General features: G+C 60.0%; 16 protein-coding genes and 1 tRNA gene. 3 read left to right on the forward strand and 14 right to left on the reverse strand.

The window, feature by feature from the left end; genetic code table 11:
- Window positions 1-42: 42 nt before the first annotated feature.
- The 10 genes from rsfS to rplU all read right to left on the reverse strand — a co-directional run bounded on the left by rsfS (window position 43) and on the right by rplU (window position 7418).
- Window positions 43-477, reverse strand: a complete 435-nt coding sequence (rsfS, locus tag IG616_RS12905; protein ID WP_208979937.1) for a ribosome silencing factor — start codon at window positions 475-477, stop codon at window positions 43-45.
- A gap of 140 nt (window positions 478-617) precedes the next feature.
- The gene (locus tag IG616_RS12910; protein ID WP_192148575.1) at window positions 618-1253 is read right to left on the reverse strand and encodes a nicotinate-nucleotide adenylyltransferase; all 636 of its coding nucleotides are present in this window, start codon (window positions 1251-1253) and stop codon (window positions 618-620) included.
- Entirely contained in the window at window positions 1250-2530 is a 1281-nt protein-coding gene (locus tag IG616_RS12915; RefSeq protein ID WP_192148576.1) for a glutamate-5-semialdehyde dehydrogenase, read from the reverse strand. The genes IG616_RS12910 and IG616_RS12915 overlap by 4 nt, the downstream gene beginning before the upstream one ends.
- A gap of 88 nt (window positions 2531-2618) precedes the next feature.
- The gene (proB, locus tag IG616_RS12920) at window positions 2619-3758 is read right to left on the reverse strand and encodes a glutamate 5-kinase (protein ID WP_209007483.1); all 1140 of its coding nucleotides are present in this window, start codon (window positions 3756-3758) and stop codon (window positions 2619-2621) included.
- A complete protein-coding gene (gene obgE / locus IG616_RS12925) occupies window positions 3758-4804 on the reverse strand; it encodes a GTPase ObgE (protein ID WP_192148577.1) in 1047 nt (348 codons plus the stop codon). Before obgE ends, proB begins: the two co-directional genes overlap by 1 nt.
- 28 nt (window positions 4805-4832) lie before the next feature.
- A complete protein-coding gene (locus IG616_RS12930; protein WP_192148578.1) occupies window positions 4833-5375 on the reverse strand; it encodes a GNAT family N-acetyltransferase in 543 nt (180 codons plus the stop codon).
- Window positions 5372-5938 (reverse strand): GNAT family N-acetyltransferase, encoded by a 567-nt coding sequence (locus tag IG616_RS12935; RefSeq protein ID WP_192148579.1) that lies wholly within the window; start codon window positions 5936-5938, stop codon window positions 5372-5374. Before IG616_RS12935 ends, IG616_RS12930 begins: the two co-directional genes overlap by 4 nt.
- The gene (locus IG616_RS12940) at window positions 5938-6540 is read right to left on the reverse strand and encodes a GNAT family N-acetyltransferase (RefSeq protein ID WP_192148580.1); all 603 of its coding nucleotides are present in this window, start codon (window positions 6538-6540) and stop codon (window positions 5938-5940) included. The genes IG616_RS12935 and IG616_RS12940 overlap by 1 nt, the downstream gene beginning before the upstream one ends.
- 130 nt (window positions 6541-6670) lie before the next feature.
- Window positions 6671-6940, reverse strand: a complete 270-nt coding sequence (gene rpmA / locus IG616_RS12945) for a 50S ribosomal protein L27 (RefSeq protein WP_073007824.1) — start codon at window positions 6938-6940, stop codon at window positions 6671-6673.
- A 49-nt stretch (window positions 6941-6989) separates the two neighbouring features.
- Entirely contained in the window at window positions 6990-7418 is a 429-nt protein-coding gene (gene rplU, locus IG616_RS12950; RefSeq protein ID WP_246476215.1) for a 50S ribosomal protein L21, read from the reverse strand.
- 475 nt (window positions 7419-7893) lie between these two features.
- On the opposite strand from rplU, the gene IG616_RS12955 reads away from it, so the two are divergent.
- From IG616_RS12955 to IG616_RS12965, 3 genes are all read left to right on the forward strand, one after another.
- Window positions 7894-7983: transfer RNA gene (locus tag IG616_RS12955), tRNA-Ser, on the forward strand.
- 195 nt (window positions 7984-8178) lie between these two features.
- A complete protein-coding gene (locus tag IG616_RS12960; protein ID WP_192148581.1) occupies window positions 8179-8934 on the forward strand; it encodes an alpha/beta hydrolase family protein in 756 nt (251 codons plus the stop codon).
- Window positions 8935-9090: 156 nt separating this feature from the next.
- Window positions 9091-9912: a M55 family metallopeptidase gene (locus tag IG616_RS12965; protein ID WP_192148582.1), complete on the forward strand. Its 822-nt coding sequence runs from the start codon at window positions 9091-9093 to the stop codon at window positions 9910-9912.
- A gap of 103 nt (window positions 9913-10015) precedes the next feature.
- Here IG616_RS12965 and IG616_RS12970 read toward each other — a convergent pair whose 3' ends face one another.
- The 4 genes from IG616_RS12970 to IG616_RS12985 are packed head-to-tail and all read right to left on the reverse strand — an operon-like array spanning window position 10016 to window position 15350.
- Window positions 10016-10912, reverse strand: coding sequence for an ABC transporter permease subunit (locus tag IG616_RS12970; protein WP_192148583.1), 897 nt, complete (start codon window positions 10910-10912; stop codon window positions 10016-10018).
- Between the two features lie 12 nt (window positions 10913-10924).
- Complete coding sequence (locus IG616_RS12975) at window positions 10925-11845, reverse strand: ABC transporter permease subunit (RefSeq protein WP_192148584.1); 921 nt, start codon at window positions 11843-11845, stop codon at window positions 10925-10927.
- A 58-nt stretch (window positions 11846-11903) separates the two neighbouring features.
- On the reverse strand, window positions 11904-13439 hold the full coding sequence (locus IG616_RS12980) for a glutathione ABC transporter substrate-binding protein (RefSeq protein ID WP_192148585.1): 1536 nt from the start codon (window positions 13437-13439) through the stop codon (window positions 11904-11906).
- Window positions 13440-13490: 51 nt separating this feature from the next.
- Window positions 13491-15350 (reverse strand): ABC transporter ATP-binding protein, encoded by a 1860-nt coding sequence (locus IG616_RS12985; protein ID WP_192148586.1) that lies wholly within the window; start codon window positions 15348-15350, stop codon window positions 13491-13493.
- Window positions 15351-15601: the final 251 nt, after the last annotated feature.

Raw genomic sequence — 15601 nt, forward strand, 5'->3', positions numbered from 1 at the left:
GCCGGGCCGGATGAACCGGCCCGCGTCTATGCATCCAGTCCCTCAGCTGATCAGCTGGGGAGCGTCCTCGGGCTCAGGAGCCCACATCTTCTCGAGATTGTAGAAGGCGCGGACTTCGGGACGGAAGACGTGAACAATCACGTCACCGGCATCGATGAGCACCCAGTCACAAGTGGTCTCGCCTTCGATATTGGCATTTCCCGCGCCCGCGTCCTTCAGGTCGCGCAGCACATGGTCCGCTATCGCGCCCACATGACGGTGGGAGCGGCCAGACACGATCACCATGTGATCGGCCAATGAGGACTTCTTGCCAATGTCGAGGGTTACGATCTCTTCAGCCTTGGAATCGTCCAGGCTGGTCAGGATCGTTTCGAGCAGCTTCTCCGGAAGAATTTCACTTGCGGGAACCTGGATGTGAGCGGACTTTTCGGCCCCCTCGCTTTCAAAGGTCATGGTCAGAAGATTTGCCTTTCGCATTGCTTGCCCCGCCGGACGTATCCTGAGCGGAAGCAGTTTGACCCTTACCCCGGCTGCCTACCGTTGCAACCAAGGCTGAGAATAAGCCCGCGAACCTGTCCGTTTCAAGACACAGCCTGTTCGCAGGCCTTCAATTTCCGTTACTTCCTGCGTAGTTTTCGCAGGTTCGTCGAGGATGTGTCATCCAGTCTGGTTCTCAGGAAGACCCAGGCCGGAGGTTTCAAACCTGGTAATGTCACCGCATCCGTTTCATCGATTCGATGCCGTGCATAGACTCTCGCAAAGGGAGCCGACATCACCGATAAGGACGCTCCTGGCCGGTCCACTACCGCGATTGGAACGGCAGAGGCAATCGCTCTCCAGTTCTGCCAGCGATGGAACGTCGCCAGATTGTCCGCCCCCATGATCCAGACGAACTGGGCCCGGGGTCTGCGCGCCAGAATGCAGGCCAGGGTCTCCGCCGTGTAGGAGGTTCCCAGAACAGCCTCATGGCCGGTCACCCGCATGCCCGGATGATCTGAAAGGCGCTCGACAGTCCGGATCCGCTGTTCCTGCGGTTCCAGCTCCGAATGATCCTTCAAGGGATTGCCCGGCGAAACCAGCCACCAGACCTGATCCAGATCCAGCCGTTTCATGGCGGTTTCTGCCACCAGCCTGTGCCCGGAATGAGGCGGATTGAAAGACCCGCCGAACAACCCGATCCGGTTCCCCCGCTCCGCGTGGGGCAGCTTCAGCCAGTCAGGCAGGACATTGCTGAAAGCTCTGTCGCCTATCATGCCCGGGTCTGCCCTTCCCCGTGCACGCGGTATTTGAAGCTGGTCAGCTGCTCGACACCGACAGGCCCGCGTGCATGCATGCGGCCCGTCGCAATACCGATCTCCGCGCCCATGCCGAATTCACCACCATCAGCGAACTGAGTCGACGCATTGTGCAGTACGATGGCGGAATCCACCTTCTGGAAGAAGGTTTCAGCCGCCGCTTCATCCTCGGTCAGAATGCAGTCGGTGTGGTTTGACCCATAGGCCGCGATATGCTCGATGGCTGCGTCGAGCGAAGGAACCACTTTCACAGCCAGAATCTTGTCCAAATACTCGGTCGACCAGTCCTCTTCGGAGGCAGGAACCGCAGCCGCGCAAATTTCTTGCACACGGGCATCCCCGCGCACTTCACAGCCAGCACCCCGAAGGGCCGTCATGATGGCCGGAAGCTGGGTCTCTGCAACATCCTCATGAACCAGAAGCGTTTCGAGCGCCCCGCAGATGCCCGTGCGGCGCATCTTGGAGTTCAGGATCACGGCCAGAGCCTTCTCAGGATCGGCAGCCTTGTCGAGGAAGATATGCACCAGCCCTTCCAGATGCGCGAAGACAGGTACCCTGGCCTCGTCCTGCACACGGGCCACCAGGCTCTTGCCGCCCCGGGGCACGATCACATCCAGATTGCCATCAAGGCCCTTCAGCATCTCACCAACCGCAGCACGGTCGGCAACAGGAACCATCTGGATGGCGTCTTCCGGAAGACCGGCGGCCTTCAGCCCCTTCTGGAGAGCCCCATGAATGGCCTTGTTGGAGTGAAGCGTGTCCGAACCGCCACGAAGGACCACCGCATTGCCTGCCTTCAGACAAAGAGCACCCGCATCCGCAGTCACATTCGGACGGCTTTCATAGATTACGCCGATGACGCCTAGCGGCGTACGCACCCGCTCGATCTTGAGGCCGTTCGGGCGGTCCCAGGCCGCAATGACGCCGCCGACCGGATCGGGGAGCTTGACGATTTCTTCCAGAGCGCGGGCAATGGCTTCGATCCGCTCAGCGGTCAGGGTGCCGCGGTCCAAGAAGGACGCAGTCTGGCCGTTAGCCTTCATGGCAGCGACATCCAGTTCGTTGCCCTTCAGGATCTCCGGCGTTGCGGCGCGGACAGCCTTTGCCATTTCGGCAAGGGCCTTGTTCTTGGCTTCGGTTGAGGCAATCGCAAGCTGCCGGCCTGCAGCCCGGGCGCGGCGCCCGATCTCTGCCATCACAGTCTTGATATCGCTCGTCTCAACCTTGTCCAACATCTCTTCCACCCTTCATGGCAAACTCTGCTGCCGTTTCATCCGCCGCCTTCCAGCGGTTTTCCGGTCAGTGTCCGCTTCCGCGCAACCCTCAGGCTCTGTCCGGCAGAATGCCGTCATCCAGAACCAGATCGTCGCGGTGGATCATCTCCGCACGACCAGGATAGCCGACGATTGCCTCAATCTCCCGGCTGTTGCGCCCGGCGATCATCCGCGCCTCATCGTGATCATAGGCGACAAGCCCACGACCGATAGCGCGCCCGTCAGGCCCGGCCAGCCTAACCGCATCCCCGCGGCTGAAATCACCGCTGACATCCGTCACACCCGCAGGCAGAAGGCTCTTTCCAGACAAAAGCGCTTTGAGCGCTCCCGTATCCAGTTTGATCTCACCGCGCGGAACCAGATGCCCGCCGATCCAGGCCTTGCGTGCGCTGGCGGGCGTTGCGACAGACGGGAACCACGTGCAGCGCGCGCCCTCTTCCAGGGCCTTCAACGGATGCAGCGTCTTGCCGGAGGTGATCACCATGGAGGTTCCCGCCGCCGTCGCGATCTTGGCTGCATCCACCTTGGTCTTCATGCCGCCGCGTGAAAGCTCCGATCCGGCACTTCCGGCCATAGCCTCGATCTCCGGTGTGATCCGGAGAATTTCCGGCAGGAAGACTGCATCCGGATTGGTCTGGGGCGGTGCGGTATACATGCCGTCGATATCGGACAAGAGCACCAGGCAATCGGCGCTGACCATGGTGGCGACGCGTGCCGCCAGCCGGTCATTGTCGCCATAGCGGATCTCTGATGTCGCGACCGTGTCATTCTCGTTGATGATCGGCACGGCGCCGAGCTTCAGCAAAGTGTTGATCGTCTCGCGCGCATTCAGATAGCGGCGGCGCTGTTCCGTATCGCCCAGGGTCAGCAGGATCTGGCCAGCCTTGCGGCCATAACTGCCAAGAGCTTCGGCATAGGCCTTGGCCAGTTCGATCTGACCGGCAGAAGCGGCCGCCTGGCTTTCCTCAAGCTTCAGCGGGCCGCTGGGCAAGCCGAGAATACCGCGGCCAAGCGCGATCGAGCCGGAGGAGACGACCATCACCTCCGCTCCGCCTTCGGCAAGCGCCACAAGATCCGCGACCACGGCGTTCAGCCAGTCGCGCTTGAGCTGACCGCGCTCCACCAGAAGGGCAGAGCCGATCTTGACCACAATCCGGTTGTGGCCGGACAGACGATGACGCGATGCCATCAGGGATGCCACCCCTCCTCGGGCTTGGACGGCACCTGATTGGCCTCGTCCTGCTTGTCTTTATCAATCGCTCTCAGGATCATCCGCAGGGCCCGGTCGACATTGAGACCGCTTGCGGAGGAGAGAATAAGAGGTTTCTGGCCGCAGGCAGCTTCCAGCGATGCGGAGCGCTCTTCGATCATCTCGTCGGTCAGCGCATCACACTTAGACAGAGCCACAATTTCCGGCTTGTCCGCCAGCCCGTTGCCATAGGCTTCCAGCTCACCGCGCACAACTTCATAAGCCTCTGCCGGATCTTCAACGCCAGAGCCATCCACCAGATGGAGCAGCACACGGGTGCGCTCCACGTGGCCTAGGAACCGGTCGCCGAGACCCGTGCCTTCATGAGCGCCTTCGATCAGGCCCGGAATATCCGCAATCGCAAAGCTGCGCGTGTCGATCTGCACGATGCCGAGGTTCGGATGGAGAGTGGTGAAGGGATAGTCGGCGATCTTCGGCTTGGCCGCAGAAACGGCCGCCAGGAACGTGGACTTGCCTGCATTGGGCAACCCGACGAGACCTGCGTCCGCAATCAGCTTCAACCGCAGCCAGATCCACTTTTCCTGTCCCTCAAGGCCTGGATTGGCCCGGCGCGGCGCCTGGTTGACCGAGGATTTGAAGTGAGCATTCCCAAAACCGCCGTTGCCGCCCTTGAGCAGCAGGACCTTCTGACCGACTTCGGTCAGATCCGCGATCAGCGTTTCGTTGTCTTCTTCCAGGATCTGGGTTCCGACCGGCACTTTCAGGGTCACATCCTCCCCGTTAGCGCCCGCACGGTTCTTGCCCATGCCGTGGATGCCGGTGCTTGCCTTGAAGTGCTGCTGATAGCGGTAATCGATCAGAGTGTTCAATCCATCGACGCACTCAACCCAGACGTCACCGCCCCGGCCGCCATCGCCGCCGTCGGGTCCGCCATATTCGATGAATTTCTCGCGCCGGAAGGACACGCTGCCAGCGCCGCCATTGCCGGAGCGCACATAGATCTTGGCCTGATCAAGGAATTTCATTTTCTTGTCTTTCCGTCCGTTCCGTTCGTCAGACCGATACCGTCTTCAAAAAAGTGTCTCGTGTCAGCACTAGGCTTGTTGCAGGCAGATCTTCCGCGCCCCGCGCCAGACTTTGCGACACAGTGTCCCGCTCATCGGAAAAACCAAGTTTGCGCATGACATTCAAGGACGCAGCATTCTCATTAAATGCCCGTCCGGCGATTTCCGTCACCTGCGTCGTACCGAAAAGCCATGACAGAACTGACCGGCACGCCTCGCTCATATATCCCTTGCCCCAATAGGCACGGCCCAGCCAATAGCCTAAAACAGGGGCCGCGGGCAACTTTCCTAGCGATACCACTCCAATCACGCCCTCGCCCGCGTCGATCGCAAAAGCAACCGGAGCATTCCCGGCCTCCTCATTCACCCTTGCCAACCACTCTTGTCCATCTGCCAGAGTGTAAGGATAGGGCACCACCGAAAGCATCTTCGACACCTCATAATCGCCGATGAGCTCGACAAGCCGGGGCAAATCCGCCTCGATCTGAGGCCGCAGGATCAAGCGGTCCGTCTTCAACACTGGCAAAGTCATGCCGCAACCTTCCCAGCCTCATAAGCCGCCCGGTCCAGCCGCACCACGATACTGGTGACCTTACGGTCCAGTGGCTTCGAAAACCGCACATCCTTGCCTGCGGGCGTGAACCCGTGCTTGCGCAGCAGGGCCCGCGAGGCGGAATTGTCCTCATAGGCACGCGCCGCTATGGCCGGGCAATCGCGGGTCCGGAACGCCCAATCCAGCACAGCTTCAAGCGCCTCGGACGCATACCCGAAACCATGGAATGCCCGCCCGATCCAGTAACCGACGGACGGGCACCCCGCCTGCTCTCCATCTAGATCGCCAGGCGCAGCCAGCTCGATGGCACCGATGAAAACACCACCAAGGGTTATGGCAAAGGCCGCGGATCCCGCCGGAGAGCCGGACAGAACCTTTTCGACATAGGCCTCCGCCTCGCCTTCTTCATAGGGCCAGGACGGACCGGTGAGCCACCGGACGATCTCGAAATCCCGGTTGCCAAGCGCCGCGATGCTTTCCGCGTCGCTTCGCTCAAATGGGCGCAAAACCAATCGTCGCGTCATCAAGCTGGGCTGAGCCATCACGACCTCCCCCACTGCTTCAGCGAAGACCAGACAGTCCGGTCCAGCAGGTACCGTTCGATCGGAACCGAACCGCCGGCACCGATGGAGCGGATCATGGACTGATCCCGGTACTGGAAACCGGACTTGATCAGCACCCTGCGCGAGGCTGGGTTGGTGACCCGGCAAGCCGCGGTCAACTCCCGCATCGTACCATAGGTGAAGGCGTGGTCGACCAGCGCATGCACTGCTTCCGTCGCCAGGCCATTGCCCCAGAAGGGTTCGCCCAGCCAGTACCCAACGTGAACCGGGCACTCCGGTTCGACCGTTGCATAACGGGCGACACCGATGAGCCGGCCGGTCGACTTCATCCGGATGGCAAAGGTCGCGTTGTTGCCCCGGGCAGCTTCCGCCCGCGCAATCAAGGCCTTGGCATCGTTAAGAGAAAACGGATGCGGCATGGTCGAGAGATTTGCCGCAATGTGACGGTTGTTGGCGAGAAATACGATGTCGGCCAGATCGTCCGTACGCGGCACATCCAGCCGGATCCGGAGGCTTTCCTGCGGCAGGGGGGCCGCACCACGACAACTCTCGTCTAAGAAACTCTCACTTTCGACAACCATGTTCATGCTCCAGTCAAGAAAAAAGAAAAGGGGAGATGGCGACCCATCTCCCCTGTCATTTTCTTGACCGGTTCATCCACGTGAACCGCCGGGGCTATGGGGCGCCGGCGGTTTGGATGACACGTCGGCTTTACTCCGCTGCTTCCGCTACCGGAAGCACGTTGATGAAAGTTCGGTTGTTGGCTTTGGCCTGGAACTCTACCTTGCCTTCGACGGTTGCGAAGATGGTGTGGTCCTTGCCCATGCCAACGCCCGTGCCTGGATGCCAGGTGGTGCCGCGCTGACGCGCAATGATGTTGCCCGGAATCACGGCTTCGCCGCCGAACTTCTTGATGCCGAGACGGCGGCCCGCGGAATCGCGGCCGTTACGCGACGAACCGCCTGCTTTTTTATGTGCCATGACGAAACTCCTCGTCTTTGCTGTTCAGTTGAGACCCAAGTGGCGGCGGTTATTCGCCAGCAGCTTCTTCGGTCTGTGCCTTCTTCGTTGCGCGCTTCTTGGCAGCCGGCTTTGCGCCTGCAGCCAGGATGTCGGTGATCTTCACAAGCGTGTAGGCCTGACGATGACCGTTGCGGCGGCGCGAGTTCTGGCGGCGGCGCTTCTTGAAAATGATGATCTTGCGGGTACGGGCCTGGTCGACAACTTCTGCAGTCACAGAAGCGCCTTCAACAAGCGGTGCACCAACAGTGGTGTCTGCGCCTTCGCCGATCATGAGCACTTCATCAAACGTGATGGTGCTGCCTGCTTCGGCATCCAGCTTTTCGACCTTCAGGAGGTCATTTGCGGCGACGGTGTACTGCTTACCGCCGGTCTTGATCACTGCGAACATGTCTCGCACGTCCTTCTTTTCGTTCTTCACCACGCTGTGCCGCTGCATTCATGCAGTCATGCCAGCGCTGTTCCAGCTGCCGATCGGCGCCCGCAAACCGTTGATACGGAAAGTGGATCTTTGCGGCGGAAGATCTTGAACCCGGTTGAAACCGGAGATCTGCCCGTCAGGCCTTGGACAGGAAGAAAGGGCAGACTCAGGGTCGATCCTGCCTTTTCAAGCTCGCGCAATATAGACAAGGAACCGGGCGAGTCAACGCGTAACCGCAGCTGAAATGCGGGTTTCTTGTCCCTTTTTGAGGGGCAATTGCCCGAACCGGCGCTTCCCCGCCTCCCGGCAGCCTGCTCCCAACCCGCAGGAGTGCGGTTTCCGGCTGATCAGAAGCCCTTGATTCCAGGCTTTTCCCCCGGCTTTATGGCGGCTCACAAAAAAACGGCAGAAACAGCAAAGCTGCCTCTTGCGGGTACCCTGCACCTTGTCTATGTTCCGCGCCACTTGAGACCCGTTTGTCGACAAGTACCGCGGAGAGGTGCCGGAGTGGTTGAACGGGGCGGTCTCGAAAACCGTTGAGCGCGCAAGCGTTCCGAGGGTTCGAATCCCTCTCTCTCCGCCATTTTCTATCATTTCCCTATTTTTTGCGTGCCCGCTGTCCGAATGCCGTGTCGTGACCGGCCGGTTTCTTGGAAAGCTCCTTTATGCTGCCGCATGGCCTGCCCTGAAGATTGGTCAGATGGCACCCGGCGTCCTTTCGGTTCCGTGGCCAAAATGATAACTGCGATCAAGGCAGACACTTCCGGCGGCGCAGGCAATGAAATTCGAGAAATTCTTCATCCCCTCAGCTGAGCCTGGTGCTCGATTGGAGATCGTTGCCGCGAAGCCCGCTTGCGAAGGTCCGTTTCCGACCATTGTCTTCAACCATGGTTCGACCGGTAGGGGGCAGAATAAATCCCTTTACTCACGAACAGTGGCTCCTGCGGTTGTCGCAACCTACTTCGTCGAGCGGGGCTGGATGGCCCTGTTCCCCCAACGGCGGGGCAGAGGAAAATCCGGCGGAGCATATGGCGAGGGTCTTAGCCCTGATGGCTCCGGCTATTCCTGCGACCCGAAGATCGCAATTGCCGGTTTCGAGCGGGCCGTTGAAGACATTGAGGCCGTAGCCGGCCATCTGCGTGACCGGTCTGACGTAGACCTGGAAAAACTCGTCATCGGCGGCGTCTCACGCGGAGGTATTCTGGCCATCGCTTATGCCGGAATGCGGCCAAAGACCTTCTGCGGTTCCATCAACTTCAACGGGGGATGGCTGGGGAGAGGCTGTCCGTCACATGAACGGGTCAACCCGCTGCTTTTCGAGCGCGGAGCATCAGCAGACGTTCCCAGCCTCTGGCTGCATGGCAAGTCCGACCAATACTACAGCCTTGCGCATTGCAGGGGGAACTTCGACAGGTTCCAGACCGCAGGTGGACAGGGACAGTTTGTGGCCGCCGCCATGGGCCATGCCTTGATGTTCAAGCCGGCGCTTTGGGCCGGGCACGTCGACCAGTACCTAAAAGATATGACCGGCTGAGGCGCGTTGACCTGGTGATAGCCAGCGCGCATGACCGATAGAAAAACAGCATTGAAAATGCTTCCCTTTCCGGCTGGTTTGGCCGTCCACCCTATTGTTGGGAAAGGACGCGCTGATATCATCGGAAGCTGAAAAACCAGCTTTACGGACAAGAGCATGAAGATTTTCATATCCGTCGATATCGAAGGCGTTGCGGGCGTCATGGAAGGCCTTCAGGGCAAGCGCGGCAACCCGGAATATGAGGTTGCCCGGCGGCTGATGACCGGGGAAGCCAACGCCGCCATCCGCGGTGCCTTTGCGGGCGGAGCCACAAGCGTTACCGTTGCAGACTCCCATGGTCCCATGCGCAACATCATCGCAGAGGATCTAGATCCCCGTGCCCGCCTGGTTGCCGGAAAACCCCGCCCCCTGACCATGACCGACGGGCTTACGGAGGAGTATGCGGGAACGGTTCTGATCGGCTATCACGCTGCCGCGGATAATTACGGCACACTGTCCCACACGATCAGTGGCCTTGCCTTCCGGCGCATCGAAATGAACGGCCTTCTTACGGGTGAACCCACTCTGTTCGCCGGCTATGCGGCGTCCATCGGTGTGCCCTTGCTCGCGGTCAGCGGCGATGACCGGCTGGCAGGCGAAATCGAACAACAGTTTCCCTCCGCACGGCGCATCACCGTCAAGCGGGCCATTGGGGCAAGCGCGACCGACAGCCTGTCTCCGGCAGAGTCCCGCAAGCTGATCGAGGCGGAGGTGAAGGCCGCCGTCGCCAACGCCAAAAGCGCACCGGTCGAAGCCCCCTGCTCCGCGCCGTTTTCCATGCGGGTGCAGTTCCACCACCAGATCCAGACGGACGCAGTTTCCTTCCTGCCCTTCGTCACCCGCACCGGCCCGCGCGAAATCACCTTCCCCGCGGCAACGAATGGCGAAGCCATCGGCTGCCTGGCCGCAATGGCCCTGATCGCAGGCGCCGTGCTCTGAGCCTTTCGCACAGACCAAAAAAACAGGGCCATTGACGGCCGCCTCCGGCGCTTCGTCAATGGCCCGTCATTTTCCAGCGGCGTGCGGAGACGCCAAGGCTCGATCAGGTATCGTTCAACTTGGGATCGAGCGCATCGCGCAATCCATCCCCCAGAATGTTGAAGCACAATACGGTGAGGAAGATGGCAAGACCGGGAAAGAAGGTCAGATGCCAGGCTCCCGCCAGCAGATATTCCCGCCCTGCCGACAGCATCGCGCCCCACTCCGCCGTGGAGGGATCAACGCCCAGCCCCATGAAGCTCAGGCTGGCCGCCGTCAGGATCGACGAGCCGATGCGCATGGTGAAATACACGATGACGCTGCCCATGGTGCCCGGCAGGATATGGCGGAACATGATGATCCGGTCGGAAGCCCCGGCTGCCCGCGCAGCTTCCACATAGGTGCTCTGCTTCAGCGACAGCGTTCCCCCGCGCACGATCCGGGCAAAAGCCGGCACCGAGAAGGTGGCCACGGCGATGATCACATTTTCCAGGCCAGGCCCAAGAATGGCAATGATGCCTATGGCCAGAAGAATGCCCGGAAAGGCGAAGAGCACGTCCGAAATGCGCATGATCACCGCGTCGACCCAGCCGCCGTAATAGCCGGCGAAAAGGCCAAGAACCACGCCGATGATGGCACCGGCGGAAACGGAGACGAAGCCGATATAAAGTGAAAGCTTCGCGCCGAAGAGAAGGCGGGCGAGAATATCGCGTCCGAATTCATCGGTACCGGCCCAGTGCAGAAGGCTCGACCCCATCAGGGTGTTTTCATAGTCATACGTATCGGGGCCAAAAGGCAGGTACAGCGGTGCGGCAAAGGCCGCCAGCAGCATCAAGGCCGGGATCGCGGCGGCCACGAGCGCGAGTTTCTCCCGCGACATGCGGCGCCAGAATTCCCCAAGAGGCGTCTTGAACTTGGGCTTGTCTGCAACAGCGGCAGCGGTTTCAATGGATTGGGTCATCTTCAACCGGCCTTACTTGTAACGGATCGCGGGATTGATGAAGCCGTAAAGAACGTCGGCAACCAGATTGATCAGCAGGAACTCAAACGAGAACAGCATGAGTTCGGCCTGAATGACCGCGTAGTCCCGCACATAGATCGCTTCCACAAGAACCGAGCCCAGACCAGGCCAGCGGAACACCCGCTCGATGACGATGGACCCGCCGAGCAGAAATCCGAACTGCAGGCCGATCATGGTCACGATCGGGATCAGCGCGTTGCGCAGAGCATGTTTCCAGATAACGATCCGCGCGGAGAGACCCTTGGCACGCGCGGTGCGGATATAGTCTTCGCGCACGACTTCGATCAAGGCGGAGCGGGTAAAGCGGGCCATCACGGCGGCAACCGTGGTGCCCAGCGTGATGGACGGCAAGATCAGGTCCGATGCCGTCTCAAAACCGCTGGTACCAAGCCATTTCAGTTTCAGTGAGAACAGCTGCATCAGCAGGATGCCGAGCCAGAAATTGGGCATCGAAATGCCCGACACCGCAACCACCATGCCGAGCCGGTCCGCCGCCTTGCCGTGGCGGGTGGCGGAAAAGACGCCGATGAACAGTCCGGCAACCAGCGACCAGGCAAGTGCACAAAACGACAGCCAGAAGGTCGGCATGAAGGCGCGGGCAAGCATGTCGTAGACCGGCTCGCCCGTCCGCAGCGAATTGCCCAGATTGAACGTGACCAGGTTTTTCAGAAAAGTGAAATACTGCAGCAGCAGGCCATCGTTCAGGCCAAGCCTTTGGCGCAGAGCCTCAACATCGGCGAGGGTTGCGTCTTCACCTGCCATGATCCGGGCCGGATCACCCGGCAGGGCATGGACGAAACCGAACACGAAAATCGAGATGATCACCAGAACGGGGATCATCGCCATCAGCCGCCGAAGGAAGTAATTTGCCATCAATCAGGTTCCAAAGCCTGGTCCGGCGGGGCGTGCCCGCCGGACCCTTGCTGAAAGGTTATTTCAGTTCTGCGTCGCTATAGACCATGGTGCCGTCCGGCATCGGGTAGACACCTTCAAGATTGGCATCCGCCCCGGCCAGCTTGCTGTCGGTGGCAAGCCAGATAACCGGCATATCTTCCCAGATGCGCTTCTGGGCATCGGCATAGGCCTCGCCACGCACTTCAGGATCGGCCGAGCTCAGGCCCGTGGCGATATCCGCATCGACTTCCGGATTGGAATAGAAGGCCATGTTGTAGATCTTCGGGATCCAGCCTTCCGTGCCATAGACCGGACGCAGGTGCCAGTCGGCATCCCCGGTAGAAGGTGACCAGCCACCGATGGCCAGACCAAAGGCCTGGTCTTCCGGCTTGGTGGTGCCGAACAGTTTTTCTGTCCGCAGTGCCGGTTCCATCGGGTAGATCGTCACGTCGACATTGATCTGCGCAAGCATCTGCTTGAGCATTTGCAGCATACGGGTTTCCTGAGTGGTGTTGCGGCCCCAGGCTTCGATCTTGAAGCCATTTTCGTAACCCGCTTCCTTCATCAGCTGCTTCGCCTTTTCCAGATCATAGGAATAAGGCTTCTGCGCCGAATAAAACGCGGTGTTCGGAGCGAGCGGAGAATCCGGAACGATGCCGTGGCCGGAGAAGACCACCTGGATCATTGCCTTCTTGTTGATGGCGAGGTTGAAGGCTTCGCGCACCCGCGGGTCCTTGAACTCCGGCTTGAACATGTTCATGCCTGCGGTCCAGACGGTGATGCCCGGCACTTCGAGAACCTTGAAGGTCTCGTCGGCAGCAACGGACTTGACCAGTTCCGGAGACATGTTGTCGACATACTGAACTTCGCCGGCCTTGAGCATGGCAACGGCGGTGGCCGCTTCCTTGACCTTCAGGAAAGTAACGCCATCAACCTTCGGCCAGCCCTTCTTCCAGTAACCATCGAATTTTTCGACCACCAGCTTCTCACCGGGGATCCATTCCTTGAACTTGAACGGACCGGTGCCGACCGGATGCTTGCTGACGTCCTTGCCGTATTCCTTCAGGGCCGCCGGGCTTTCGATAACGATGCTCGGGTGCGCGAGCGTTGCCAGCATCGCGCCAAAAGGTTTGGAGAGGTCGATGCGGACAGTATAATCGTCCAGCACCTCGGTGGAGGAGATGATGCGCATCATGCCGTTGCGCTTGAGTCCCTGCGACTGATCCGCCAGCCGGTCCATGTTCACTTTGACCGCCTCGGCGTTGAAGGGCGTGCCGTCGTGGAACATCACGTCCTTGCGCAGATGGAAGGTGAACTGGGTGGCGTTGCCGTTAACTTCCCAGCTCGTTGCCAGTACCGGAACAAGCTTCATGTCCTTGTCGAAGCCGATCAGGCGCTCAAGGATTCCCGAAGAAACCGAGGAAACGGCATTGCGCGTGCTGTCATGTGGATCGAGCGTGTCGACCGTCGCATCCATGGCGATGTTGAGCGAGGCGGCGACGGCCATCACAGGGGTCAGGGCAGTGCTGAGGATCAGCGCCCCGCCAAAAGCTATCTTCTTGATAAGATTCATTAAATTCTCCTTCTGAAAGGTTATTGCGCCTTTACCGGCTTCTTCTTCTCGTTATTCGCATGCTGCGAAATGAGCGTCGTGCACCTGCTCGAACCTGACCGGCGGCGGCACGTCACCAATGGCCCGCACCGGGCTTGGGATCTCGCCGGTGATAAGCGGCCTGTCGCGGTCACGCAGACCCGGATCGGGAATGGGAACCGCCGACATGAGCCGCTTGGTGTAACTGTGATGAGGATTTTCGAAGACCCGGAAACGTGGACCGTGTTCGACGATCTGCCCTAGATACATCACCGCGACCCGGTGGCTGATCCGTTCAACCACCGCCATGTCGTGCGAGATGAACAGATAGGAAATGCCGAAGCGGCGCTGCAGATCGATCATCAGATTGATGACCTGCGCCTGTACGGACACGTCCAGAGCGGAAACCGCCTCATCGGCGATAATTAGCTTTGGATTGGTCGAAAGTGCCCGGGCAATCGCGATGCGCTGGCGCTGTCCGCCTGAGAAGGCATGCGGATAGCGGTGAACATGATCGGCACTCAGACCCACCTGTTCCAGCAGCCAGACGGCACGGTCCATGGCGTTGGCCTTAGTCTCGATGCCATGGATGAGCATCGGTTCGCAGATAGAAAAGCCGACCGTCAAGCGTGGATTGAGCGAGGCGTAGGGATCCTGAAAGATGAACTGGACCTCCCGGCGCAGCCGCCGCAGGTCACCAGCCGCCAGTTCCGACATATTTGCATTATTGAACGTGAAGGACTGATATTGCGCATCGACCAGTTTGAGCAGTGAACGGCCCGTCGTTGATTTTCCGCAACCTGATTCACCGACCATCGCCAGCGTCTCGCCAGGCCAGATGTCGAGATCGATGTTCTCAACCGCGTGAACCCGCGACTTCACCCGCCCGAACAGCCCCTCGGGAATATCGAACCGTGTGGTGAGACCGCGGACGGACAGCAGCGGCGGGGTACCATAATCAACCGGACGCGGCGGAACGGCTTCCTCCACCTCCTGCACGCTTGCGCCATAGGCCAGCCGGTCAAAAGGCGCTGGGGCGGTGGTGCCCGTCATGGCGCCCAGTCGCGGCACGGCATTGAGAAGCGCCTGGGTATAGGCATGCTGCGGGGCAGCAAAGATCGTCTCGACAGGCCCTTCTTCCACTTTTTCGCCGCGGTACATGACCACCACACGGTCGGCAACTTCCGCGACCACGCCCATGTCATGGGTGATGAAAAGCACCGACATACCGGTCTTTTTCTGCAGGTCGCGGATCAGCCGGAGGATCTGCGCCTGGATCGTCACATCGAGCGCGGTGGTCGGTTCGTCAGCAATCAGAAGCTGCGGCCGGCAGCAGAGGGCCAGCGCGATCATCACCCGCTGGCGCATGCCACCCGAAAGCTGATGGGGATAGCGCTTCATGATCGCGCGCGCATTCGGGATGCGCACGGTTTCAAGCATTTCAAAGGCGATTTCGGCGGCTTCGCGATGGCTCTTGTCCTGGTGAGTGACAATGGCCTCGATAATTTGCTCGCCGATCAAAAGCACTGGATTGAGAGACGTCATCGGCTCCTGGAAGATCATGGCGATCTCGTTGCCGCGAATGTCGCGCGCTTCTTCCTCGCTCAGAGCTTCCAGGGCGATCTTCGTGCCGTCACGCCGCTGGAAGCGGAGCGAACCACCAGCAATGCGCCCGCCGCCAAATTCGACCAGCCGCATGATGGACAGGGCGCTGACGGATTTACCGGATCCGGATTCTCCAACGATGGCCACAGTCTCACCACGGCCGATCCGCAGATCGAGACCACGCACCGCGGCAAATGGGGTAGCGCCCTGACCGAAGGTGATATCGAGCCCATCGACATCCAAAAGGATACCGTCGTCCGCTGCAGTGCAGTGTCCGCCTGTCGTCATTCCGTCTATTCCCCTGAGGTGCTGCCTTGGGAGTGCGCACCGCTTGCGTTGTGCGCATGAAAGCCCCCAGGCCGCCACTTGTCCAAGGCGTATTAGGCATGTCGTATGCAGAGTTTGCATAGCAGCATGGCAACTGTGTTTATGCGAAGGTTCGTTTGTCTCTGAGCATAGCGTTGAGGACGGTTAGAAGCTTTCTTGCGACGGCGATGAGGGCCAGCTTTTTGGAGCCGGACCGGTTCGCGATTGCCTGG

Origin of the sequence: Roseibium litorale (genome assembly GCF_014842915.1) — a bacterium.
Classification (GTDB): domain Bacteria; phylum Pseudomonadota; class Alphaproteobacteria; order Rhizobiales; family Stappiaceae; genus Roseibium; species Roseibium litorale.

Coding starts and splice junctions, on each gene's coding strand:
- rsfS (WP_208979937.1), bottom strand. CDS start 477: ATGCGAAAGGCAAATCTTCTGACCATGACCTTTGAAAGCGAGGGGGCC.
- IG616_RS12910 (WP_192148575.1), bottom strand. CDS start 1,253: ATGATAGGCGACAGAGCTTTCAGCAATGTCCTGCCTGACTGGCTGAAG.
- IG616_RS12915 (WP_192148576.1), bottom strand. CDS start 2,530: ATGTTGGACAAGGTTGAGACGAGCGATATCAAGACTGTGATGGCAGAG.
- proB (WP_209007483.1), bottom strand. CDS start 3,758: ATGGCATCGCGTCATCGTCTGTCCGGCCACAACCGGATTGTGGTCAAG.
- obgE (WP_192148577.1), bottom strand. CDS start 4,804: ATGAAATTCCTTGATCAGGCCAAGATCTATGTGCGCTCCGGCAATGGC.
- IG616_RS12930 (WP_192148578.1), bottom strand. CDS start 5,375: ATGACTTTGCCAGTGTTGAAGACGGACCGCTTGATCCTGCGGCCTCAG.
- IG616_RS12935 (WP_192148579.1), bottom strand. CDS start 5,938: ATGGCTCAGCCCAGCTTGATGACGCGACGATTGGTTTTGCGCCCATTT.
- IG616_RS12940 (WP_192148580.1), bottom strand. CDS start 6,540: ATGGTTGTCGAAAGTGAGAGTTTCTTAGACGAGAGTTGTCGTGGTGCG.
- rpmA (WP_073007824.1), bottom strand. CDS start 6,940: ATGGCACATAAAAAAGCAGGCGGTTCGTCGCGTAACGGCCGCGATTCC.
- rplU (WP_246476215.1), bottom strand. CDS start 7,418: ATGCAGCGGCACAGCGTGGTGAAGAACGAAAAGAAGGACGTGCGAGAC.
- IG616_RS12960 (WP_192148581.1), top strand. CDS start 8,179: ATGAAATTCGAGAAATTCTTCATCCCCTCAGCTGAGCCTGGTGCTCGA.
- IG616_RS12965 (WP_192148582.1), top strand. CDS start 9,091: ATGAAGATTTTCATATCCGTCGATATCGAAGGCGTTGCGGGCGTCATG.
- IG616_RS12970 (WP_192148583.1), bottom strand. CDS start 10,912: ATGACCCAATCCATTGAAACCGCTGCCGCTGTTGCAGACAAGCCCAAG.
- IG616_RS12975 (WP_192148584.1), bottom strand. CDS start 11,845: ATGGCAAATTACTTCCTTCGGCGGCTGATGGCGATGATCCCCGTTCTG.
- IG616_RS12980 (WP_192148585.1), bottom strand. CDS start 13,439: ATGAATCTTATCAAGAAGATAGCTTTTGGCGGGGCGCTGATCCTCAGC.
- IG616_RS12985 (WP_192148586.1), bottom strand. CDS start 15,350: ATGACGACAGGCGGACACTGCACTGCAGCGGACGACGGTATCCTTTTG.